This window comes from Anditalea andensis (assembly GCF_000714815.1).
Taxonomy (GTDB): Bacteria; Bacteroidota; Bacteroidia; order Cytophagales; family Cyclobacteriaceae; genus Anditalea; species Anditalea andensis.
Genome location: NZ_JMIH01000016.1, coordinates 283,551 through 304,679, shown reverse-complemented (window position 1 = coordinate 304,679; position 21,129 = coordinate 283,551). Strand labels below are relative to the sequence as shown.

Here is a 21,129-nt window from a genome sequence, read left to right as displayed (position 1 = left end):
TTAAGCAATCTTATTGTACCATAGGAGGCTGCTGTCCCCATAACTAAGAAACCTATAACTGCCTGACATCGCCTCATCATAAATTTTTCGCCAGTTACCTTGTGTAAATGCAGCTACCAATAAGATCAGGGTGCTTCCAGGCTGGTGGAAGTTAGTCACCAATCCATTACAGACCTTGAAATCATAGCCAGGCATTATAAATATCTCTGTACTTCCGGTAATTTCATCCAGGTCTCTATCATTCATATGATCTAATATAGCTTTAAAACTTTCCTTTACATTCGGTAGGTTTTTATATTCTCTGTATGGATATAGTTTTGGAATAAAAAATAAATCGTCCTCTCCTTCTATCAATTTGACCCCATACCAGTAAAGGCTTTCCAATGATCTCATTGAAGTAGTCCCCACAGCTAGGATATTTTTTTTTGCTTCGAGGATATTTTGGATATTGGTCCGGGTCGCGATTACCTGCTCACTGTGCATGGGATGTTGGTCGACCGACTCTTCTTTGATAGGCTGAAAAGTCCCTGCGCTTACATGCAAAGTAAGATAGTCGAGTAATATGCCTTTATCAGATATATCAGTAAGGGTTTGTGGAGTAAAGTGCAGACCAGCAGTAGGTGCAGCTACTGCTCCTTGTTTTTTTGAGTATACCGTCTGGTACCTGGGTTTGTCCTCAGCTACAGCCGCTCGATTTAAGTAGGGTGGCAATGGAACTTCCCCACAAGCCTCTATGACATGGCAAAATGCCATACTGCCACTCCATGTAAAGGAAACCAGTCTACTATCCCTGTTTACTAATGTAGCTTCTATACTTACTACATTCCCATCAAGCACAAGTTCACCTTTTAAGGTTTCACCTTCCTTCCATCTTTTTAAGTTACCTATCATCGTTTCCCATATTACCGGACCTCTGGACAGCATTACCACATTGATTTCTGTGGTGGGTTCTACTGGTTTAAGAAGGAAAATTTCAATTTTGGCTCCTGTGGGCTTAATGAAAAATATCCTCGCAGGTATGACCTTAGTATTATTAAACACCACCAAACTGTCTGATGGGATCAAATCCGGAAGCTCCTTAAACCTTACATGACTGATCTTGCCGTCCTCAAAATGAAGCAGTTTGGATTCATCTCTTTTAGCTAAAGGAAATTTAGCCACTCTTTCATCAGGTAAGATATATTGATAGTCGGATAATTTTATCTTAGATACTTCCGGCATGGATAGGTTTTAATTTAGTAATTTAAGGGGCAAATATAAACATAAAAAAAGTAATGGCCTTAGGAAAGGATATTAGGACGCTTAGCATTTCAGGCAATATATTACTCAAAGTTTATAAAGGGGGGTTTAAATAATGATTTATGTTTTCCTATGTACCTCCGGATGAACCATTGTCTTTAGCATGGATTGTTAATTATCATCACATCTTATATGGTGATCTAGCAAGGCATATAAAATTATATTCTATCACCGACTGAAAATATTATTTTGAAGATACAAAAAAAAATGAGCACATCATTTCGCGCTACCTTTGATTATTCTCCTCTGGACTTAACATTTAAATTTGATGCAGGAACCTCCAGAGGTATTTTAAAAGCAAAGACCTCTTATATTATCAAGGTCAATTCCAGTGCTTTTCCAACCAAAACAGGTTTTGGGGAAGCTGGGCCTCTGCCAAAGTTAAGTATAGATGATATTCCTGATTTTGAAACAGTTCTGGAAAATTATATAACAACTTTGGAACAAATTGAGATTCCAGGGGAGGAGCATGAATTACTGCTGTTTTTAGAATCTGTGATCCAAAATGAGCATCCAAGCATAAGATTTGCTTTTGAAACGGCTTTACTGGATCTTATTAATGGAGGAAAGAGGCAGATCTTTGATTCTCAACCTTTGTCTGCTCTTCCTGTAATACCCATTAATGGCCTCATTTGGATGGGAGATCGGAAATTTATGCTTTCCCAAATAGATAAAAAATTGCAGGAAGGATATACCTGTGTTAAGATGAAAATAGGCGCAATTGATTTTAATACTGAATGTGAATTGCTGGGATATATCAGGAAAAATTTTTCAAGTAAAGAAATTTCCCTTCGGGTAGATGCCAATGGTGCATTTAATGTAAGCCAAGCAATGAAAAAACTGGAAGCATTGAGCAAATATGACATCCATAGTATAGAGCAGCCCATCAAACAAGGGAATTGGGAAGCGATGGCTGATTTATGTGCCCGTTCTCCAGTCTCCATAGCCCTTGACGAAGAGCTTATAGGTATAAATGATTACGAGGAAAAAGCCCGTCTACTCCATTTTATCAATCCGTCTTATATTATCTTGAAGCCGACTCTTTTGGGGGGTATAAAGAAAACGCTTGATTGGATAACAATAGCTGAAAAGCAAAACATAGCATGGTGGATGACTTCTGCTTTGGAATCCAACATAGGTTTAAATGTTATTTATCAGCTAACCTCCAGATTAAAACCTTCATTGCCTCAGGGTTTAGGTACAGGCCAATTATATGAGAAAAATATTGATTCCCCTTTGAGAGTGCATAAAGGAAACATCCATTATGATCAGGGAGTGTATTGGGAAGATATAGGAGGGTACTTTAAATAAAAAAGCTGCCTGGTTAATACCAAGGCAGCTTTTAATTTTTTACTTGTTAATGTATTATTAAGCTAACTTTACATTTACAGCGTTTAGTCCTTTTCTTCCTTCTTTAAGGTCGAAAGTTACGTCGTCGTCTTCTCTGATTTCGTCTACTAGTCCGGAGATGTGTACAAAATATTCTTTTGATGACTCATCGTCTACGATAAAACCGAATCCTTTAGATTCGTTAAAAAATTTTACTTTTCCTGTGTTCATAATATTGTATTGTATTTTTTATTTATCCAAAGGTAAGTAAAATAGATTTAATAATAGCAAGATATTAAAATAAATTTTTCTGGATCTTATAGTATTATATTCGTACTACATCAAATTGATACCCAAATCCTTACAGGAATGTATAATTTCTTCTGGCCAAATACCTGCCTGAACTTCACCAATGTGGGTTTTCTTCAACAAAAACATACAAACACGTGATTGGCCGATTCCACCACCAATACTTTCGGGGAGCTTTCCTTCCAATAAATTTTTATGAAAAAATAATTTTTTTCTTTGTTCAGTATAGGATATTTTCATCTGGTGAGCCAGTGAAGCTGCATCCACCCTGACGCCCATAGAAGATATCTCAAAAGATTGGTTCAATACTGGATTCCATAGTAGTATATCGCCATTTATACCAAAATACCCCTCTTCAGTGGATGAGCTCCAGTCATCATAATCCGATGCTCTGCTATCGTGAGCTTCGCCATTACTTAGTTTAGCTCCTATGCCTATTAAGAATACGGCTCCATATCGCTCTGCCACTTTTTGTTCTCTTTCTTTTGGGGTGAGGTCAGGGTATTGAGCCAATAGATCTTCTGTTTGTATAAAAGTTATTGCTTCGGGAAGAACAGGGTGAAGTGCTTTGAATGTATCATGAATCATCATTTCAGTTTCTTTCAAAGCTGCATACACCCGGGTGACCGTATCTTTAAGAAAGGTGAGATTTCTATGAGATGGCAATATGTGTTTTTCCCAATCCCACTGGTCCACATATAGTGAGTGAATAGGGGTGTAGTCTTCATCAGGTCTCAGGGCTCTCATATCTGTAATGATGCCCTTACCGGCAGGGATATCCAGTTCTTTAAGTTGCCATCTTTTCCATTTGGCAAGGGAATGTATTACCACAGCTTTTTTATCCTGTTGGTTTTTGATTGGAAAATTTACAGGTCGTTCTATCCCATTCAGATCATCATTAATTCCCGTGCCATCCATGATCGCTAAGGGAGAGCTTATTTTGGATAAATCAAGTTTATTGCCCAAAATTTTTGGAAAGTGGTATTTAATGAATTCTAAAGCACTTTCAGTTTCTAATCGATCAAGTATACTTTTATACGTAAGGTGAGGAGCAGTATGCATTATTGAATTTTGATTAAAAGATATTTTTCAATAGAAAAATAATAATATACAATCAATATTTCAACAAAAAGCATAAAATATTAAGGTTTACAATTAAAAATAAAAAAAAGCGAAGCTAAAAGCTTCGCGTAAAAAAAGAAAGGATTTAATCTATAAAATGAAGGTATACTGGTTTATGGATATTTATTTCTTGGTCTGTCTTTTCTAGTTTCCCTGAGCTTTGGTCTCTTTTAAATAAAACCAAGTTATTCGATCCTTGGTTGGCTGCGATCAGGTATTCTTCATCTGGGGTCAGTACAAAATTTCTTGGTGTTTTACCTCCAGATGATATTCTCTGTAAAGGCTTAAGTGTACCGGTTGGTTCATCTCTTTGGAAGACAGTGATTTCATTGGCATCACCTCTGTTAGAAGCGTATATGTATTTAAAATCTTTGGTTATCCTGATCTCTGCACCTCCATGTTCGCCTTTAAAATCATTATCGGCCATAGGATAGGTAGCTACATGTTCATAAGTATTATCCTCCATTTTGTAAAAACCAACTTCACCTTTCATTTCATGAACGAGGTAGAGATGGTCTCCATTCTCATTGAATATGAGATGACGTGGACCAGATCCAGGTTTGACTTTGAGATTTGGGATAGTGGAAGGCATTAAAGGTGCATTTTCCTTTGGATCAAAATCATAAATATTGACTTGATCTATCCCTAAATCAGCTACAAAAAGCTGGTTCTTAGCAGGGTGAAATACTACGGAATGTACATGGGGGCCTTCTTGCCTATCTTTGTTTACACTGCTTCCGGTATGTGCTATTGTCTGGATGGCAGAGATAAGTTTTCCATCGGCATTTATGGGTATTATGGAAAGATTGCCGCCACCATAATTCCCAACTAAGAGGAATTTTTCATTGGGATCCAACGAGAGGTAACAGGGACCATCTCCTTCGGATTTGACAGAATTGATTTTGGAAATTTTATTAGCTTCTTTATCTATACTGAAGGAGGTCACCTCACCACCTCTGGCACCTTCACTTTCCTGAACGGCAAATGCAAAGGTACCTGCTTTATTTGCAATCACATAAGAAGGGTTTTTGATATTTCCATGCACAGATGCGATTTCAAAGGGTTCTTTATCCGGTTTAAATGAAACAAGATTCACACCCTGTGATTCTTTTTCAGTATAAGTTCCTACTAAAAAAGTCTTTGTATCTGTTTGTTGTGAACTGGCAGCATTGGTCATAAAAGCTAAGATTAATCCTAAACAAAATTTTAAATATATCATATCTGTCATGGTTTAGTCTAATTTTATGCCAAATTAAGAAAGTTAATTACTTAGATAGCTGAATGTGTGAGTACGGGTGGATATGGTGTTATTTTTTTTCGTCTTCACTGGCTAATTTGTGTGTCTTTGGATGGTATTTGCCTTTAAGATCATCATGTTCTGAATTTTTCCACATTTTCACCCCAGTGAAATAGGATGCTCTACCCAACATATGCGCCCCTACAGGTGCTGTCAATAGCATGAACAAAATAATGGCCATAACTCTGGATGTGATGGACAAATCATTAAAATAATAAGCCGCTGCCGCAAGAATCAGACCTATACCCAGGGTAGCTGCTTTTGTCGTTACAGATATCCTTAAATAAAGGTCAGGCATCCTGACCACACCTATTGCAGCCAGAAGGATAAAAAGCGCTCCTAGGGAACTGAGTATGATTATGATGATTTCAGTCATTTCTTTCTCTTTTTTCTAAATAATAGGAAAATGCTACGGTACCCAAGAATGCTATCAATGCCAATATCATCGCTATATCCAAAAAGGTAGGCTGATTGGTATGGATGCTATATACAGCTATGATACCAATACCGGTGGTAATGATAAGATCCAAGGCCACTACACGGTCCGAAAGGGTAGGCCCTTTAATAAATCTCACAAATATGATCAATATAGACACAGACAATATAGGCAAAATGATATAATATAAATAGTCGTATAGGCTCATCTTAATATTTCTAGAAGTCTCTTTTCAAATCCATTTTTTATGCTGTGGATAAATTCATCCTTATCGCGAACATACATTGCATGTACATATAGCACTTTTTTATCATCTGATACATCAAGGCTAAGGGTACCTGGAGTTAGTGTAATCAAATTAGCCAATAAGGTGATTTCAAGATCAGTCTGTGCATGTAAAGGAATTTTTATAATACCAGGTTTCATGTAATATCTTGGAGTGATCACATCATAGGCCACCTGTATGTTTGCTTTCACGAGTTCGTATAAAAAAAAGAATACAAAACTCACCAACTTTGGTCCCCTTTTAAAATATTGATCTTCTCTTCTGTTGGTGGTAATGATCCACATCAATGCATAGCTTAGCATAAAACCAAAGATGAAGTATTCTAATGTAAAGGTCCCTGTAAGGGCTACCCATATAAAAGATAATAATAAATTGCTCAGGAATTTGGTCTTTATCATATTACTTCAGCATTTAATGGTCCCAGCACTGCTTCTATATAGGGAGTTGTGTCTATCAGTTGACTACCTATCAATCTACTGATGCTGATGATATGCTCTGCACCAAAACCTATATATAAAGATACCATACTTAGTAAAACAATTGGAACTATCATGGCGACTCTTTTGATGGGTTTCAGTTCCCAGAAATATTTTACATTAATCTTCATAGGCAGTGCATCACCATCTTTCCATACCACTTCCGCCCACAGTTTAGCCATGGTGACCAAGGTCAAAAAGCTTCCAAACACTAAAACAAATACCAATAGATAATTTTCTGTGATAAAACCGGATTCTATCCAAAATACTTTGGCCCAAAAACCTGATAGGGGAGGTATACCCACCAATGAAAATATAGGAACTGCCATCAAAAGGGATAGTTTGGGGTAGGTTTTATAGAAACCGCCCAGATTTCTCATACTATAGGTTCCTTTGAGTTTAAAGATTACTCCAGTGACCATAAATAAATTTGTCTTCACTATGATATCATGGATCAGATAAAATATAGTTCCTACCAGTGCTGCCTCAGTATACATTCCCAGTCCCGCTATCATATATCCTATGTGTCCCACTATAAGGTAACTGAATATCTTTCTGATGTTATTTTGAACCAAAGCCCCCAAGCATCCGGTAAGGATGGTCATAATAGCCACCCAGGTGATGACATCAGTCATAAAATCATCTGGAATAAAAATCAAAGTGAACACCCTAAGCAGGGCGTATACGCCTACTTTAGTCAGTAGCCCACCAAATATGGCGGATATGGCGGGAGGGGGCGTGTGATAAGAGGCAGGAAGCCAGAAATGTAATGGAAAAACTGCCGATTTGATTCCAAAACCCACAAAGAAGAGTATAGCCGTGACATTTACCAATCCTCTGTTTTCTATGTTGGCCACCCTGATAGACAGATCGGCCATATTAAGGCTGCCTGTAAGACCATAAAGTATAGCGATGGCAGTTAGGAATACCACAGAGGCCAGCAAGTTCATGGTTACATATTTGATAGACCCTTCAAGTTGGGCCTTCTCCCCTCCGAGTGTGATCAGTACAAATGAAGAAATGATTATGATTTCAAACCATACATATAAGTTGAAAATATCACCTGCCAAAAACGCTCCATTCAATCCCATAAGAAGGAAATGGAATATAGGGAAATAGCCAAATTTGATTCGGGCATTTCGGACGCTTCCTGTAGAAAAAATAGAAACTGCCAGTCCGGAAATAGACGTCAGCAAAATCATTAGCGTACTTAAAGGGTCAGCTACAAATGTAATCCCGAATGGAGCCTCCCATCCACCAGCTTGGGTGACGTGGATACCTTGTAATAAAACTATTGTAATGAGCCAAATAGATATGCCCAAAGTGATAAGACTACATATGATACTGATAAGCTTTTGGCTGTTCTTTTTGGTCCAAAAGAACATCAGCAGTATTGCAGTGAATAACTGAAAAATTACTGGTAATATGATATAAGGGTTGCTCATAAATCTTCGTCTGTTGCATTCATTTCATCAAGGTCATCTGTCTTGACCACCTTATAGGCGCGCTTAATCAGAATAATAGCAAATGACTGTAGTCCAAAACTGATTACAATGGCTGTCAATATTAAAGCTTGCGGAACAGGGTCGGCATATATACCGGATAGGATACTTTCAGAAGCGTCGATGATAGGAGGTTTACCCTTTACGATCCTCCCCAGAAGGAATATCAGCATATTGGCCCCGTTTCCCAGTAATATCAATCCTATAATCAGTTTTAAAAGACTTCTTCTCAGCATCATGTAGATACCTGCGGCATATAATAGTCCTATGATTACTACAAGTAATAATTCCATATTATATAGTTTCAGAAATGGTAAATATGATGGTCAATACAACACCTATCACTACCAGAAAAACTCCTATGTCAAATATTAAAGCTGTTCCTATCATGCCTATAACAGGTATGGGATTATGATACCAAAGACCAGTCATAAAAGGACTGCCGACGAGTAAAGGAGCCAGACCTGAACATAAGGCTATGGATAAACCTATTGGCATCAAAAAACCAGGATGGAATTTAATTATTCCACGGGTTCGTTCTATACCATTGGCAAATGAATGTAGGACAAAGGCAATGGCGGCGATAAGCCCACCCACAAATCCACCTCCGGGTAAATAATGGCCTCTCAAGAGTATAAAAATTGCAAATAGGAGTAGAAGTGGGAGAAGATAGCTGGAAGCTGTCTTGAATATGATGGTCTTCATGATTTTATATTCAGGTTTCTATTCTTTTTCTATACTTTTTAATCTCAGTTTTAACAGACTGAAAACACCAATAGCTGCTATAGCGAGAACTATAATTTCTACCATGGTATCAGACCCTCTAAAATCTACCAAGATGACATTTACCACGTTTTTACCCTTAGCCAGTTTATATGCGGTTTCAGCATAATAAGCAGATATTTCTCTTTCTAATGGTTCATTGAGAACTTCTAGTGTCAACAGGCTAATCAATCCCCCGAAAATCAAAGCAAGCAATCCGTCCCTTACCCGAGAACCTGTATCCGAAAGTTTCAAATACTTAGGCAGGTTATACAACACCAGTACGAATAAAATTACCGTAAGCGTATCAATCGAAAATTGGGTCATCGCAAGATCCGGGGCAGAATAAAATAAGAACACCAGGCAAATACAATATCCAATCACCCCCATGGAAGCTACAGCTACTAATCTGGATTTAGTAAACACCGTGTAGACTATAGATACTGCCATAATGCCCAATACTATAACTTCATAGATGGTGATTTCAGAAAGTGTTGCCACATTTAGATAGAGATCTATTCCCTGGAAAATTTTATAGCCTAACAGAAATGACAAGAATACGAGTATGGTGATCACATAATATCTTAAATACCCATTTTGAATCACACTGGTATAACCTTGTGATATGCCGTGAAATAAGCCGGTAATCTTGCCGGTTATACTCAGCGGTGATATAGGTTCAAACCGTGTCGCTTTGGTCAAAAGCCCTTCGGAAGGATTTAAAATAAAATAAAGCCCCACTCCTCCTCCTATGGTAATGCTACTGAGCAATAACACAGTGCTCCAACCATGCCATAACTGTAGGTGAAAGAAATCAGAAGATGTATTGAGCATAGCAGCTACTACTGGCTTGATCAACGAATCATCTACCAGTAGAGGTAAAATGCCAAAGAGGATGCCTAAACTCGCCAATATTAGCGGTGGAACATATAGAAGTGGACTGGGTAGATGAACGTTTTCATAGGTCACCGGTAATTTTCCAAGAAAAGGTTTAAAACCTGCCAAAAACCCTGCAAATAATAAACAGATATTTGTAATCACTGCTGCACCGGTAAGCAGGTAGGCCCAGTCACCTATATGCAGGGTAGCTTCATAGATCAGATCTTTACCTACAAATCCAAAAGATGGAGGTATGCCGGCATTGGATAGGGCTGCCAGACCAGCAGCTATGCCTACCGGCAGCATTACCTTATTCAAACCTGACAGCTTACTGACATCTCTGGTTCCGGTCTCATGATCTATGATGCCCGTTACCAAGAAGAGAGTGGCTTTATATAAAGCATGTACCAATATAAATACTGCTGCAGCTAAAAGTGCATCATCCGTACCCAACCCAATCAGGAATACCAGGATACCCAGTGCAGATATGGTACTATAAGCCAAAATCCCTTTTAAATCCAATCTAAAGATAGCATGAATGCCAGCATAAACCATCGTGATACATCCTACTATGATTAAGGTACTGTTCCAGTATTCGTGTGCTCCGAGGACTGGAGTAAACCTGGCTAATAGATAGATGCCGGCTTTTACCATCGTAGCAGAATGAAGATAGGTGGATACAGGAGTAGGTGCTTTCATTGCTCCTGGAAGCCAGAAGTGAAATGGAAATTGGGCAGATTTGGTAAATGCTCCTATAAATACTAAAACCAATATCGAAACAAATAGTGGATGAGATTGAATAAGGTCTGTCGCATTCATCAATTCTAAGATGCTATAAGAGCCGCCTACATATCCCAGTACCACCATACCTGCTAAAAGAAACAAACCCCCAAATCCAGTGACGCCCAATGCCAATAAAGATGATTTGCGTGACGCTTCACTATCATTGTTAAACCCAATCAAAAAGAAAGAGCTGATACTGGTAAGTTCCCAAAAAATAAATAGTGTAATGATATTGTCAGATAACACTAATCCCAACATAGAAGACATAAACATGGCCAGGTAACCATAGAACCTATCCAGATATGGGTGCCCTTTCAAATATGCAGCGGTGTATATAAAAACCAATGAGCCTATACCCGTAATCAATAGCGTAAAAAGAAGACTCAGCCCATCTAGATGAAAGTTAAAATCAACCCCTATACTTGGTACCCAATTATAAGAAAATAGTAGATTTTTATCATCGGAAATGTCCGGCTGAAAAGACAAAAAATATATAAACAAAGATAAAGGAAGTAGGGAGAATAATATCGCCCATTTTTCTTTGAGGTATTTTCCGATAAGTGGAAGGGATGCCGCTAAAATAAATCCTGAAAGTACAGATAATAACATAAAGCGATTTTTAATATGTAAAGAAGGGTAATATGATTACAGTTTCCTATTATCATTGATGGGAGATAACCGTCAAAATTTCCCTTCCTGAAGCGTCAAAGTCACAAAGTAAACTGCAAAATACAAATTTAAATTGATAAGCTTATAGGCAGATTTGATGATCGGGAGGTGGAATGCTTTATGTGAAAATATAATATGCTGGAAATTAATCATATAAACAATAATCTATAAGCCTTAATATTTTATTTAAGGGGAGTTTTCATAAAATGTTTATGATTCTGGGCATTTTTTGATAAATTCACCAAACACAAACCTATTTATCCTATTTAATTATGTCTAACAATTATGATATCGAAGTAGGGAAGAGATACACAATTTATAATAGTCTTTTCCTTGATTTGCCATTCGATGATATTTATCGGACAGGTACGCTGTTGCCTATTCTCCAGGCTGCCTGTGAAAGTGGCTATCAGCAACAGAAAACACCTACCCAGATTTTAAAACAATTCTTTTCAGATATGTTGCCCAAAGTTTCCGTAAAGGAGCACCACGAACTTTTATTTCAAATGGTGCAATATATTGAGAGACAAGTGGTTTTGTTTGACTCTATCGAAGATGCTGCCTTCGAAAAAATCAATGAAACCAAGAGTAAAGGTAGCATTAACGCATTGATCAATAGGGCTGAAAATGATAACAAAAAAGCAGCACTAATTGAAAAATTGAAAACTTTTGCTGTCAGGATCACTTTGACTGCCCATCCTACACAGTTCTATCCCGGCAATGTGCTGGGCATAATGACTGATTTGGAAAAGGGGATAAGGACAAATGATTTAGCAAGTATCAATCTGATACTTCAGCAGCTGGGCAAGACAGCTTTTATCAAAAAACAAAAGCCTACTCCTATAGACGAAGCTTCCAGCTTGATCTGGTATCTTGAAAATGTATTTTATTATAGTATCCCTGATATACTTTACAGAATTCTTAAGCGCTTGGATCTCGATATACATGCTTGGGAAAATACATCCTTACTTCAGATCGGCTTTTGGCCAGGTGGGGATAGAGATGGAAATCCCTTTGTCACGCATGAAACGACCATGGCAGTAGCGGATAAACTGCAGCGCTGGATTTTGAAATGCTATTATCGGGATATAAGAAAGTTGAGAAGAAGACTTACCTTTAAACGGGTGGAACCCATTATCATGAAGGCAGAAAATGGTATTTACCAGACTTTATTTACCAATGAACAGGTATTTACCAATAAGGAGTCTTTACTTGAAATTCTGTATGAAGCCAGAGAGTTAATCATAAAGCACCATGATGGTTTATTTCTGGAATTACTGGATCAGTTTATACTCAAAGTAAAAATCTTTGGCTTCCACTTTGCCACTATGGATATCAGGCAGGATAGCCGTAAACATGATAATCTTTGGGAAGGTATTTTTGAATCGCAGAAAGGGGCAGCTTTTGTAGAAAATTTTAAACAACTCGATGAAGATCAAAAGCTAGAAGCGGTTTTTGCTACCACTGAGTTGCCGGAGAGTTATTCAGATGAATTTCATACTGAGATGATTCAATCCTTTAAAAGCATCAATTATATACAGGAGAATAACGGTGTAGCAGGTTGCCATAGATATATTATTTCTAATTGCCAGTCAGTTCTACACTTTATGGAGGTATTCCAATTGGCTAATCTTACTCTTAAAAATAAAGATGTATTGAAATTGGATATTGTGCCACTGTTTGAAACGGTAGATGACTTGGCCAACGCTCCTGGTATCATGAGAAGGATATATAATAATCCTACTTACATGGACCATTTAAAGGCTCGTGATAAAAAGCAGTCCATCATGTTAGGTTTTTCTGATGGTACTAAAGACGGAGGATATATTAAAGCCAACTGGGGTATATTCAGGGCAAAAGAAGAGCTCACCAAACTTTCCAGGGAATTTGGTATATCTGTGATTTTCTTTGATGGAAGGGGAGGACCGCCTGCCAGAGGAGGAGGAAATATGCATAATTTCTATGCATCCTTAGGCCCTGATGTGGAAAATGAAGAGATCCAAGTCACTATACAGGGGCAGACTATCAGTGCCAACTATGGTAAGGAAATGACTTGTACTTATAATATGGAACAGCTGTTAAGTGCAGGTCTGGAGAATCATTTATACCCTACAGTAGAGAAGACTTTAAATGCTGAACAGAGAGCGCTAATAGATGAAATGGCATCATTGAGTTATGAGGCGTATAAAAGCTTTAAAAAACATCCCCAATTTGTATCTTATCTAGAACATGTTACCCCATTGAAGTATTTTGGTGAGGCTAATATAGGTTCTCGACCCGTGAAAAGGAATAAAGACGAAGCTATGTCTTTTGAGGATCTTAGAGCCATACCATTTGTAGGAGCATGGGCCCAAATGAAGCAAAACATACCCGGTTTTTATGGCATAGGCTCTGCGGCGATGAAGATGGATCAGGCAGGAAAACTGGACCAAATAAAAAATCTGTACAAAAACTCTTTGTTCTTTAGAACATTATTGGGCAATAGCATGCAGTCCCTGGCCAAATCAAATTATGCCCCTACCCGCTACCTGTCAGAAGATGAAACTTATGGCAGTCTTTGGGACAATATGTTTGAGGAATATCAAAAATCCATCAATTTTCTTTTGAAAATAGGTGGCATGGACGAATTGTTAGAAGATAACCCTGTCAGCAAAAGTTCTATTAAGATCCGGGAGAAAATAGTTTTGCCTCTGATCACTATTCAGCAATATGCTATTCAGCAACTCATGGGACAACATTCGGAAGAAGAAGTACTTACCCTGCAAAGATTAATATTGAGGTCTATGTTTGGTATTATCAATGCCGCCAGGAATGCAGCTTGATTTTATAATTTTAGATACATAAAACAAAAAATCCCCAGGATTATTCTCCTGGGGATTTTTTTGTTAGTATAGAATTTATCAGTTCGATATTCCGTTCACATTTGCATGGAGCTTGCCTAATTCCTGATCAATGGTCCATAGACCAACTCCTGCTTCTCCGATAATATCAAATAGCTCCAGGGCCCTTCTGGCCAAGGTCTCTTCTTCCCGCTGCTCTGTGACATACCACTGCATAAAGCTGAAGGTGGCAAAATCTTTTACAGAAAAGCAATGATCCACTATTATATTAATAGATTTGGTTACCTGGATTTCATGTTCCAAAATCAGTTCAAATACTTCCCTAAGGGAATTGAAATGATGTGGAATTTCACTGATAGCAGGCTGTATGGCATGGCCTCCCGCCTCATTAATATAGTGAAAAATTTTCAGCATATGCTGTCTTTCTTCTTCAGCATGGGTATAAAGGTGCTGGGCTGCATGCTGGTAACCCATCATGTCACACCAGGAAGCCATGGATAGATAGTATGCTGAAGATTTTCCTTCCATTTCTATCTGTTTATTAAGTTCTTTTTCAGTATCATGAAGAAGTGACCGCTTTAGCGTTACTATTTCTTTATTTTTCATCTCTTCTATTTTTTTATCATTTGATCCAAACATAGTCTATAATTTTCTGTGTAATTATTCAACCAAATATATAGCAATAAGTTCCCAATAGGAAGTCAAAAGAGATATTTAGAATTGGTATAATTAAATATATGTAAAATTTTATTTGGTAATTTTAATTTATACTTAATTTAAATAACATGCTGTTCTAATTATAAATCACATCTGTGTAGGCTGTTAAGGGATTATCTGCAACTGTATGATAGATGGATTATCCTCTGAAAGGTAAACTTTATGGGTGGCCTTTACGAAGTCTTCATCCTCTGCTTTAAAAATATTATCTACCCATTTCTGTGGATTTCTGTCAATTAATGGAAACCAGGTGCTTTGGATCTGAACCTGAATTTTATGGCCCTTTTTGAAAGTGTGGAGTACATCTTGCAGCTGAAAATTCACGGGTGTTATTTCATCAGATACAAATGGTTTAGGGTCGGAAAAGCTTTCTCTATACCTGCCTCTAATGACGTCAGACCTTACTTTTAGGTGGTAATTTCCCATTTCCATACCATCCTGGACATATTGGTGATTGGCTACCTGGGAAGGAAAAACATCTATAACTTTCACCACCCAGTCTGCATCTGATTCAGAAGTGGATACATGTAGTTTGGCAAAAATCTCACCAGCTACAGTTAAGTCTTCCTCTAACACCTCAGACTCAAAAACCAATACATCAGGTCTTCTGGCAGCAAAGCGTTGGTCATCGGCCATATATTTACGCGGTGTAAAGTTCAGCTTAATATCCTGACTGTACGGAACAGGCTTTTCCGGATCAGACACAAAACTAGCCGGCTCTCCGTGTTCATCTGGAGAAGTGCCTAACTTTTGCTTACCTTTTAGGTAATATTCAACAGTTTCAGCTTCTAAGGGCGGCCAGTTTTCATACTTTTTCCATTCATTGGTACCTGTATTAAACATGTATGCTTCAGGTAATCCTGTTTTGCCATCACCTATACCTTTTAAGAAATGGTGGAAAAATGTGGCTTCTACATTTTTTTGATACCAGGTAGAAATAGAATCCCCGAAATACATATTGGATACGGTCTGATGACCTCTCTCCCTAGCCCAGTCCCCGTGTGACCAAGGCCCCATGACCAATGTATTGTAAGCATTAGGGTTGTTCTTTTCTATTGTCTTGTATATGGTCAGCGGGCCATACAGGTCTTCCGCATCATACCAGCCACCTACTACCATTACCGCTGGTTTTACTTCATTTAAATGAGGTATTATACTCCTTTTTTGCCAGAATTCATTATAATCTGGATTTTCCTTTAGCTGAGTCCAGAAGAAATTGTCTTCTTTGTAGTATTCATCTGCGTTTTTTAACGAACCCATATTCATAAAAAACTGGTACCCGTCTCTGGTCCCTGGGTCCACCATTTTATACCAAGGTTTCTCTGTAGGACCCTCTGTCTGATATCCAAATACTGTGGTCGCTAACCAGTAGCTTAAAAAATAGGCGCCATTATGGTGAAAATCATCAAAATAAAAGTCACCTATAGGTGCCTGCGGTGACACCGCCTTTAATGCGGGATGTGCAAAAGGAAGGGAAGCTGCTGAATAAAAACCAGGATAACTGATGCCCCACTGGCCAAATCTTCCATTATGGTTACTGTTGTTTTTTATTAGCCATTCTATGGTATCATAAGTATCTGTGCTTTCATCTATTTCTTTTGAATTATGGGTTCGTATAGGAACTATGGGACGCATATTATCATACTCACCCTCGGACATGTACCTTCCTCTTACATCTTGATAGATAAACATATACCCCTCTTTCATCATTGTTTCAGATGGGCCTACCAAAGTTTTAAAATTTTCTTCTCCATATGGCCCGGCACTATAGGGCGTTCTTTGCATGATCACCGGATGCTTTGTACCATTGTCTTTAGGGGTATAGATAACGGTATGGAGCTTCACACCATCTCTCATCGGTATCTGAACCTCCTGTTTGACATAATGGGTTTTGACATAATTATCTTGTGCTATGTTCGCATGGCATATGCCGATGATCATCAGTAAGAAAATCAAAAATTTATTTAACATGGGGTATTGATTTATAGTTGAACGATCCAATATATTAAATTTTTATAGTAATCCATTTGATTATTATATAGAGAAATGGGATAAAATGGCTAAAAGATCTATGTAGGAAGGAGTTTTGATCCTTCCATGATGGATTAAGCAGTATGATAGCCATATAAATATTGGCGTTATAGATAGATTGAAAAGGTATTTTCCATAATTATTCACTAAAATTGTCCCATGAAAGTTATAGCCCTTATTCCTGCGCGGTACGCTGCCAGCCGCTTTCCCGCAAAATTAATGTCAGATCTTTGCGGTAAACCTGTAATAGTGAGAACTTACCTGAGTACACTGGCCACAGGGGTATTTGATAAAGTAATGGTGGTGACTGACCATCGAGACATAGCAGACCAGATCACCGCGATAGGAGGGGATGTGTATTTTAGTCATTTTCCACATGAAAGCGGATCTGACCGTATCGCAGAAGCTGCAAGGAATATGGAAGGAGACATATTTGTAAATGTACAGGGGGATGAACCTTTTCAGGATACCCGTTCGTTGGCAGATTTAGTAGCTGCATTCAAAAGCCCTGAAGTAAAGGTGGCCTCCCTTATGTCCTGTTTTACTCCAGTGGATGGATCAGTTAATTCCAATATTGTAAAGGTAGTAGTAGATAAAAATGATTATGCTTTATATTTTAGTCGGTCCGAAATTCCGTTTTTTCGAAATACTGCCGTTACTAGAAAAGCTTATAGGCACATCGGAGTATATGCCTATAGAAAAGAAACTCTATTGACTTTTACGCAAATGGATAAGACCTATTTGGAAGAAGCTGAGATGCTGGAACAACTTAGGCTATTAGAAAATGGTATACGGATAAAAATGGTGGAAACGCAACATGAAGCTATAGCTATCGATACACCTGAAGACCTTCAAAAGGCCATCCATTATTTTCAGAAATTAAATGAGTAATAGTATAGCTAGGATTTAGTCAATATGTTTTTGGCATACCATCCTGCGCTATGATATCCTCCGATATACATAAGCAGATAAAGGGGCACTAGATATACCATAACATAGTTTCCCTGTCCTATTAAAAAGAAGCAGGTAAAAGTCGCAATGAGTAAAAGAGGAATAGTTACTTGTTTCACATATTTAAAAATAACGCTACCTGCTAAGAACAATAATACAGGGAATATAATCTTTATAAAGAGCTCTTCATTCCCATTGATCATGCTGTTTTCAAATTTAGGGGAAATTTTCAATGAAAATGAAAGAATGAATGCCCAAATGCTTAAAAATAGTGATATTTTCATATTATAGAATTTATGGATTAATACCAGTTAACTTTCAATTCCCATCAGTTTTTGTTTTTATACCTTTCAAATAAGGTATTATTAACGAGACGGAAGTTCATCAGTATATGTCCTGAAAAATTAAAAATAGATTTAAAAACGTACAGGAGAAGTTCTAAATTCAGGTTCTCTGATTACTATAAATGATTCCCCTTCTCTGGCATGACATGCATTGCACGCAGTAGTAAGGGATCTGAAGCCTTCTAAAAATGCTACTTTTTCTTCTTTTACGATCAATTCCTCCATCTCAGAAACGGTATGCTGTAAAAAGTCCTGTGCACTCTCAGCTCTAGCTGGCCTTCTTTTTAATCCATCCTCGAGTACTTCAACCAGATGTTCCAATTGATGGTCTGCATAGTCCCAATTCTCATCCTGTCCGGCCCAATACAGCTCACTATACCTATAGGCTACCTCTATCATGGTTCGGCTGAAGCCACCCAATTGGCTAGCTACTTCTTCAAATTTCTCTTCCTCTGTCCCGGTAAGCCATCCATCGCTTCCAGATGGGTAGGTTTTACTTTGATTATTACAGGCGATTAAAGTACTTCCGGCTAAAAGTAGAAATAAAAATGTATTTTTCATTTGTTTATAATTTGTTTTTCAAAGTCATAATATGTCCCATACCGGCGGTCGGGCTGGAATCTTACAATGAATGGATAAAATTATCCCACTGTTTGATGTTTTCCACTGGTGTGACCCATCTGTTTATATTTTTTTTCCCATGGTCAGATGGTACCTCGCATGCTTTATAATGATCGCAGTGTGTGAATTATACTTCATGCCCGATTTCATATATTTATTAGGTTCAGAGAATGGACTGCTACGATGCCAGCTGTCTCTGTTCTTAACCTGCTTGGTCCAAGGGAACATGGTTTAAATCCGTTTGATAAGGCTAATGTAATTTCTTCAGCACTAAAATCACCCTCTGGCCCAATCAAAATAAGATAATTACTTTTTTTATTGGCCATTTCTATAAGATGATGAGGCAGATTTTCATCTACATAGGCAATGAATTTTTCGGTATTGGCTATATTTGGGGCTGAAACAAGAGATTCAAAATTGTTTTCCTGGTCAATGATGGTTTTATAGTATTTCAGACTTTGTTTCAAAGCGGAAATCGCCTTTTTTTCTAAACGCTCTGATTTTAAATAATTCCTTTCTGAATGAGCGGTTTTGATCAGCGTGATTCTATCTACTCCGATTTCTACTGCTTTTTCTACCATCCATTCCATCCTGTCTGCATTTTTGGTAGGAGCTATGGCCAGATGGATATGAAAAGGATTTTTGATCTGAAGTTTTTTATCTAAAACACTAATGATGGTTTTTTTCATGGTCAACTCCTCAATCCTACATTCATATAAGTATCCTTCTCCGTCTGTAAAAAGAATTTCATCTCCTGCTGATTTACGTAACACTTTGATCAAGTGATGATTTTCTTCTTTCTCCAATAAAAAGCTTTTATCTAAAATTGGGCTGTGGTAAAAAAGATGCATATAAAAGAAATGTCAATTTAATAGCTAGGATTAAAGGCGCTAATTTACTTAATTAAAACTTAACCTGGCATCCTATTTAAATTTTCCTTTTTTATTTTATCGTAGTAAATGTGATGTATTCAATTTTTAGTTATATAAACAATAATTTAATTGGTTTTAAATACTCATTAATATCATTTAATGAATTCTATAGATAAAATCAATTCTGATATTTAAATTCTATTTGGTAAATAGGATATATGTTTATAATGGATATAAACAAAATTAAATTTCTAAAATCAATCTATATGAAAAAATTACTACATCTACAAAAAAATGCAATTTGTCTGATTATGCTATTATCAGTTTTTATTTATTCCTGTGAAAATGAAGATATTAAATCATTTGATACAGATAATGCAGAAAAATCATCAGAAAACATTATTCCTGGTCAATATGTGGTTGTCCTTAAAGATCAGTCGGTGAAAACCTTGCAGAATTATGGCCAAAGATTAACCTCAGACAGAGCTGCCCGTATTAAAAGCTATGAAGAGCTTCAGGCTGCTTTAAGAACTGAAATTACCCATTCTTATAACCTGAAAACAGAACAGGTAGGAGATGTTTATTCATCGGCCATAGTTGGTTTCTCCGCCCGTCTGGATGAGGATGAGTTGGGTAGATTACAGCAAGATGACCGGGTTGATTTTATCGAACCTGATTTTATGATGGAATTATTTGACTATAAAGGTTTTAATCCTATCGTTAATTTCATCTTATTGCAAGCCTCTTCTTCCGGGCAAAGTACACCCTGGGGTATATCAGAAATAGGCGGAGCTGTAAATGCCGTTAATATAAACAGATGGGCATTTGTAATCGATAGTGGGATACAGTTGAACCATCCTGATTTAAATGTCAATACCCAATATGCAAGGTCGTTTGTTTCGGGGTACAGTTCTGCTACAGACCAAAATGGACATGGCACTCATGTGGCAGGAACCATAGCAGCCATAAATAATTCTATAGGAGTAGTGGGTGTGGCAGCTGGTGCCACAGTAGTTCCAGTTCGTGTCTTTGGACCTACTGGTGGATCAGCTAATTCTGTCATCATAGCGGGAATAGATTATACAGCACAGGTCGCAGTGGCCAATGATGTGGCCAATATGAGCTTTGGTGGACCGGCATCTGTAGCAACGGACAATGCGGTAAGAAACCTGGCTTCTAAAGGTGTTTACTGTGCTATAGCTGCGGGTAATGAGGCTCAAAACGCCAATAACGTATCTCCAGCAAGGGTTACCGGCACCAGATTATATACTGTTTCTGCCTATGATATCAATGGTTCTTTTGCAAATTTCTCAAATTTTGGAAACCCTCCCATCGTAATTTCAGCACCTGGGGTGAACATCAATTCAACATGGATTGGAAGTGGCTATAGGGCTATAAGCGGAACTTCTATGGCTACGCCTCATGTAGCAGGCATTCTTTTAGCAAATAATGGCACTTTAAGATGGTCCGGAACTGTATCAAATGATCCTGACGGTACTGCTGATAGAAAAGCTAGAAGATAATAATATAACATCCTATATAAAAACTTAGCTATAAAACTATAGGGTTATCAAAGATTAGAACGAAAAAAAAAGCGCTGCCGG

At 37.7% G+C, this 21,129-nt stretch carries 20 protein-coding genes; 4 read left to right on the top strand and 16 right to left on the bottom strand.

Translation table 11 applies throughout. From position 1 onward, the window contains the following. The gene (locus tag EL17_RS09675) at nucleotides 1–1,221 is read right to left on the bottom strand and encodes an S-adenosylmethionine:tRNA ribosyltransferase-isomerase (protein ID WP_035073079.1); all 1,221 of its coding nucleotides are present in this window, start codon (nucleotides 1,219–1,221) and stop codon (nucleotides 1–3) included. A gap of 285 nt (nucleotides 1,222–1,506) precedes the next feature. On the opposite strand from EL17_RS09675, the gene EL17_RS09670 reads away from it, so the two are divergent. Next, nucleotides 1,507–2,610 (top strand): o-succinylbenzoate synthase, encoded by a 1,104-nt coding sequence (locus EL17_RS09670; RefSeq protein ID WP_035073076.1) that lies wholly within the window; start codon nucleotides 1,507–1,509, stop codon nucleotides 2,608–2,610. A gap of 57 nt (nucleotides 2,611–2,667) precedes the next feature. Here EL17_RS09670 and EL17_RS09665 read toward each other — a convergent pair whose 3' ends face one another. From EL17_RS09665 to EL17_RS09620, 10 genes are all read right to left on the bottom strand, one after another. Next, nucleotides 2,668–2,859 (bottom strand): cold-shock protein, encoded by a 192-nt coding sequence (locus EL17_RS09665; RefSeq protein WP_019598506.1) that lies wholly within the window; start codon nucleotides 2,857–2,859, stop codon nucleotides 2,668–2,670. Between the two features lie 105 nt (nucleotides 2,860–2,964). Beyond that, nucleotides 2,965–3,999: an aspartate--ammonia ligase gene (asnA, locus tag EL17_RS09660; protein ID WP_051719910.1), complete on the bottom strand. Its 1,035-nt coding sequence runs from the start codon at nucleotides 3,997–3,999 to the stop codon at nucleotides 2,965–2,967. 145 nt (nucleotides 4,000–4,144) lie between these two features. Continuing rightward, nucleotides 4,145–5,278 carry a lactonase family protein gene (locus tag EL17_RS09655; RefSeq protein ID WP_035073482.1) on the bottom strand — a complete coding sequence of 378 codons (1,134 nt, stop codon included), beginning with the start codon at nucleotides 5,276–5,278 and terminating at the stop codon, nucleotides 4,145–4,147. Nucleotides 5,279–5,366: 88 nt separating this feature from the next. Continuing rightward, nucleotides 5,367–5,732 carry a monovalent cation/H(+) antiporter subunit G gene (gene mnhG, locus EL17_RS09650; RefSeq protein WP_035073071.1) on the bottom strand — a complete coding sequence of 122 codons (366 nt, stop codon included), beginning with the start codon at nucleotides 5,730–5,732 and terminating at the stop codon, nucleotides 5,367–5,369. After that, on the bottom strand, nucleotides 5,725–6,000 hold the full coding sequence (locus tag EL17_RS09645) for a cation:proton antiporter (protein WP_035073068.1): 276 nt from the start codon (nucleotides 5,998–6,000) through the stop codon (nucleotides 5,725–5,727). Before EL17_RS09645 ends, mnhG begins: the two co-directional genes overlap by 8 nt. Then, nucleotides 5,997–6,476 carry a Na+/H+ antiporter subunit E gene (locus EL17_RS09640; protein WP_205623552.1) on the bottom strand — a complete coding sequence of 160 codons (480 nt, stop codon included), beginning with the start codon at nucleotides 6,474–6,476 and terminating at the stop codon, nucleotides 5,997–5,999. The genes EL17_RS09645 and EL17_RS09640 overlap by 4 nt, the downstream gene beginning before the upstream one ends. Then, complete coding sequence (locus EL17_RS09635; RefSeq protein WP_035073065.1) at nucleotides 6,473–7,999, bottom strand: proton-conducting transporter transmembrane domain-containing protein; 1,527 nt, start codon at nucleotides 7,997–7,999, stop codon at nucleotides 6,473–6,475. Before EL17_RS09635 ends, EL17_RS09640 begins: the two co-directional genes overlap by 4 nt. Beyond that, a complete protein-coding gene (locus tag EL17_RS09630; protein WP_035073062.1) occupies nucleotides 7,996–8,349 on the bottom strand; it encodes a Na+/H+ antiporter subunit C in 354 nt (117 codons plus the stop codon). The genes EL17_RS09635 and EL17_RS09630 overlap by 4 nt, the downstream gene beginning before the upstream one ends. A gap of 1 nt (nucleotide 8,350) precedes the next feature. Next, complete coding sequence (locus EL17_RS09625; RefSeq protein ID WP_035073059.1) at nucleotides 8,351–8,761, bottom strand: Na+/H+ antiporter subunit B; 411 nt, start codon at nucleotides 8,759–8,761, stop codon at nucleotides 8,351–8,353. A gap of 18 nt (nucleotides 8,762–8,779) precedes the next feature. Then, nucleotides 8,780–11,089, bottom strand: coding sequence for a putative monovalent cation/H+ antiporter subunit A (locus EL17_RS09620; RefSeq protein WP_035073057.1), 2,310 nt, complete (start codon nucleotides 11,087–11,089; stop codon nucleotides 8,780–8,782). A 332-nt stretch (nucleotides 11,090–11,421) separates the two neighbouring features. On the opposite strand from EL17_RS09620, the gene EL17_RS09615 reads away from it, so the two are divergent. Further along, on the top strand, nucleotides 11,422–13,971 hold the full coding sequence (locus EL17_RS09615; RefSeq protein WP_035073054.1) for a phosphoenolpyruvate carboxylase: 2,550 nt from the start codon (nucleotides 11,422–11,424) through the stop codon (nucleotides 13,969–13,971). Nucleotides 13,972–14,049: 78 nt separating this feature from the next. On the opposite strand, the gene EL17_RS09610 is transcribed toward EL17_RS09615, so the two are convergent. Then, complete coding sequence (locus EL17_RS09610; RefSeq protein ID WP_035073478.1) at nucleotides 14,050–14,595, bottom strand: ferritin; 546 nt, start codon at nucleotides 14,593–14,595, stop codon at nucleotides 14,050–14,052. Between the two features lie 216 nt (nucleotides 14,596–14,811). After that, the gene (locus EL17_RS09605; RefSeq protein WP_035073051.1) at nucleotides 14,812–16,677 is read right to left on the bottom strand and encodes a CocE/NonD family hydrolase; all 1,866 of its coding nucleotides are present in this window, start codon (nucleotides 16,675–16,677) and stop codon (nucleotides 14,812–14,814) included. A gap of 219 nt (nucleotides 16,678–16,896) precedes the next feature. Between EL17_RS09605 and kdsB the strand changes: the two genes are divergently transcribed. Then, nucleotides 16,897–17,628 carry a 3-deoxy-manno-octulosonate cytidylyltransferase gene (gene kdsB, locus EL17_RS09600; protein ID WP_035073048.1) on the top strand — a complete coding sequence of 244 codons (732 nt, stop codon included), beginning with the start codon at nucleotides 16,897–16,899 and terminating at the stop codon, nucleotides 17,626–17,628. Nucleotides 17,629–17,636: 8 nt separating this feature from the next. Here kdsB and EL17_RS09595 read toward each other — a convergent pair whose 3' ends face one another. The 3 genes from EL17_RS09595 to EL17_RS09580 form a co-directional block, all read right to left on the bottom strand. Continuing rightward, the gene (locus tag EL17_RS09595; RefSeq protein ID WP_164675028.1) at nucleotides 17,637–17,972 is read right to left on the bottom strand and encodes a hypothetical protein; all 336 of its coding nucleotides are present in this window, start codon (nucleotides 17,970–17,972) and stop codon (nucleotides 17,637–17,639) included. A 132-nt stretch (nucleotides 17,973–18,104) separates the two neighbouring features. Continuing rightward, nucleotides 18,105–18,593: a hypothetical protein gene (locus EL17_RS09590; RefSeq protein ID WP_035073044.1), complete on the bottom strand. Its 489-nt coding sequence runs from the start codon at nucleotides 18,591–18,593 to the stop codon at nucleotides 18,105–18,107. A 206-nt stretch (nucleotides 18,594–18,799) separates the two neighbouring features. After that, the gene (locus tag EL17_RS09580; protein WP_035073038.1) at nucleotides 18,800–19,504 is read right to left on the bottom strand and encodes a 16S rRNA (uracil(1498)-N(3))-methyltransferase; all 705 of its coding nucleotides are present in this window, start codon (nucleotides 19,502–19,504) and stop codon (nucleotides 18,800–18,802) included. Between the two features lie 287 nt (nucleotides 19,505–19,791). Between EL17_RS09580 and EL17_RS09575 the strand changes: the two genes are divergently transcribed. Beyond that, nucleotides 19,792–21,048 (top strand): S8 family serine peptidase, encoded by a 1,257-nt coding sequence (locus EL17_RS09575; RefSeq protein WP_035073476.1) that lies wholly within the window; start codon nucleotides 19,792–19,794, stop codon nucleotides 21,046–21,048. Nucleotides 21,049–21,129 lie beyond the last annotated feature (81 nt).

Coding starts and splice junctions, on each gene's coding strand:
- EL17_RS09675 (WP_035073079.1), bottom strand. CDS start 1,221: ATGCCGGAAGTATCTAAGATAAAATTATCCGACTATCAATATATCTTA.
- EL17_RS09670 (WP_035073076.1), top strand. CDS start 1,507: ATGAGCACATCATTTCGCGCTACCTTTGATTATTCTCCTCTGGACTTA.
- EL17_RS09665 (WP_019598506.1), bottom strand. CDS start 2,859: ATGAACACAGGAAAAGTAAAATTTTTTAACGAATCTAAAGGATTCGGT.
- asnA (WP_051719910.1), bottom strand. CDS start 3,999: ATGCATACTGCTCCTCACCTTACGTATAAAAGTATACTTGATCGATTA.
- EL17_RS09655 (WP_035073482.1), bottom strand. CDS start 5,278: ATGATATATTTAAAATTTTGTTTAGGATTAATCTTAGCTTTTATGACC.
- mnhG (WP_035073071.1), bottom strand. CDS start 5,732: ATGACTGAAATCATCATAATCATACTCAGTTCCCTAGGAGCGCTTTTT.
- EL17_RS09645 (WP_035073068.1), bottom strand. CDS start 6,000: ATGAGCCTATACGACTATTTATATTATATCATTTTGCCTATATTGTCT.
- EL17_RS09640 (WP_205623552.1), bottom strand. CDS start 6,476: ATGATAAAGACCAAATTCCTGAGCAATTTATTATTATCTTTTATATGG.
- EL17_RS09635 (WP_035073065.1), bottom strand. CDS start 7,999: ATGAGCAACCCTTATATCATATTACCAGTAATTTTTCAGTTATTCACT.
- EL17_RS09630 (WP_035073062.1), bottom strand. CDS start 8,349: ATGGAATTATTACTTGTAGTAATCATAGGACTATTATATGCCGCAGGT.
- EL17_RS09625 (WP_035073059.1), bottom strand. CDS start 8,761: ATGAAGACCATCATATTCAAGACAGCTTCCAGCTATCTTCTCCCACTT.
- EL17_RS09620 (WP_035073057.1), bottom strand. CDS start 11,089: ATGTTATTATCTGTACTTTCAGGATTTATTTTAGCGGCATCCCTTCCA.
- EL17_RS09615 (WP_035073054.1), top strand. CDS start 11,422: ATGTCTAACAATTATGATATCGAAGTAGGGAAGAGATACACAATTTAT.
- EL17_RS09610 (WP_035073478.1), bottom strand. CDS start 14,595: ATGAAAAATAAAGAAATAGTAACGCTAAAGCGGTCACTTCTTCATGAT.
- EL17_RS09605 (WP_035073051.1), bottom strand. CDS start 16,677: ATGTTAAATAAATTTTTGATTTTCTTACTGATGATCATCGGCATATGC.
- kdsB (WP_035073048.1), top strand. CDS start 16,897: ATGAAAGTTATAGCCCTTATTCCTGCGCGGTACGCTGCCAGCCGCTTT.
- EL17_RS09595 (WP_164675028.1), bottom strand. CDS start 17,972: ATGAAAATATCACTATTTTTAAGCATTTGGGCATTCATTCTTTCATTT.
- EL17_RS09590 (WP_035073044.1), bottom strand. CDS start 18,593: ATGAAAAATACATTTTTATTTCTACTTTTAGCCGGAAGTACTTTAATC.
- EL17_RS09580 (WP_035073038.1), bottom strand. CDS start 19,504: ATGCATCTTTTTTACCACAGCCCAATTTTAGATAAAAGCTTTTTATTG.
- EL17_RS09575 (WP_035073476.1), top strand. CDS start 19,792: ATGAAAAAATTACTACATCTACAAAAAAATGCAATTTGTCTGATTATG.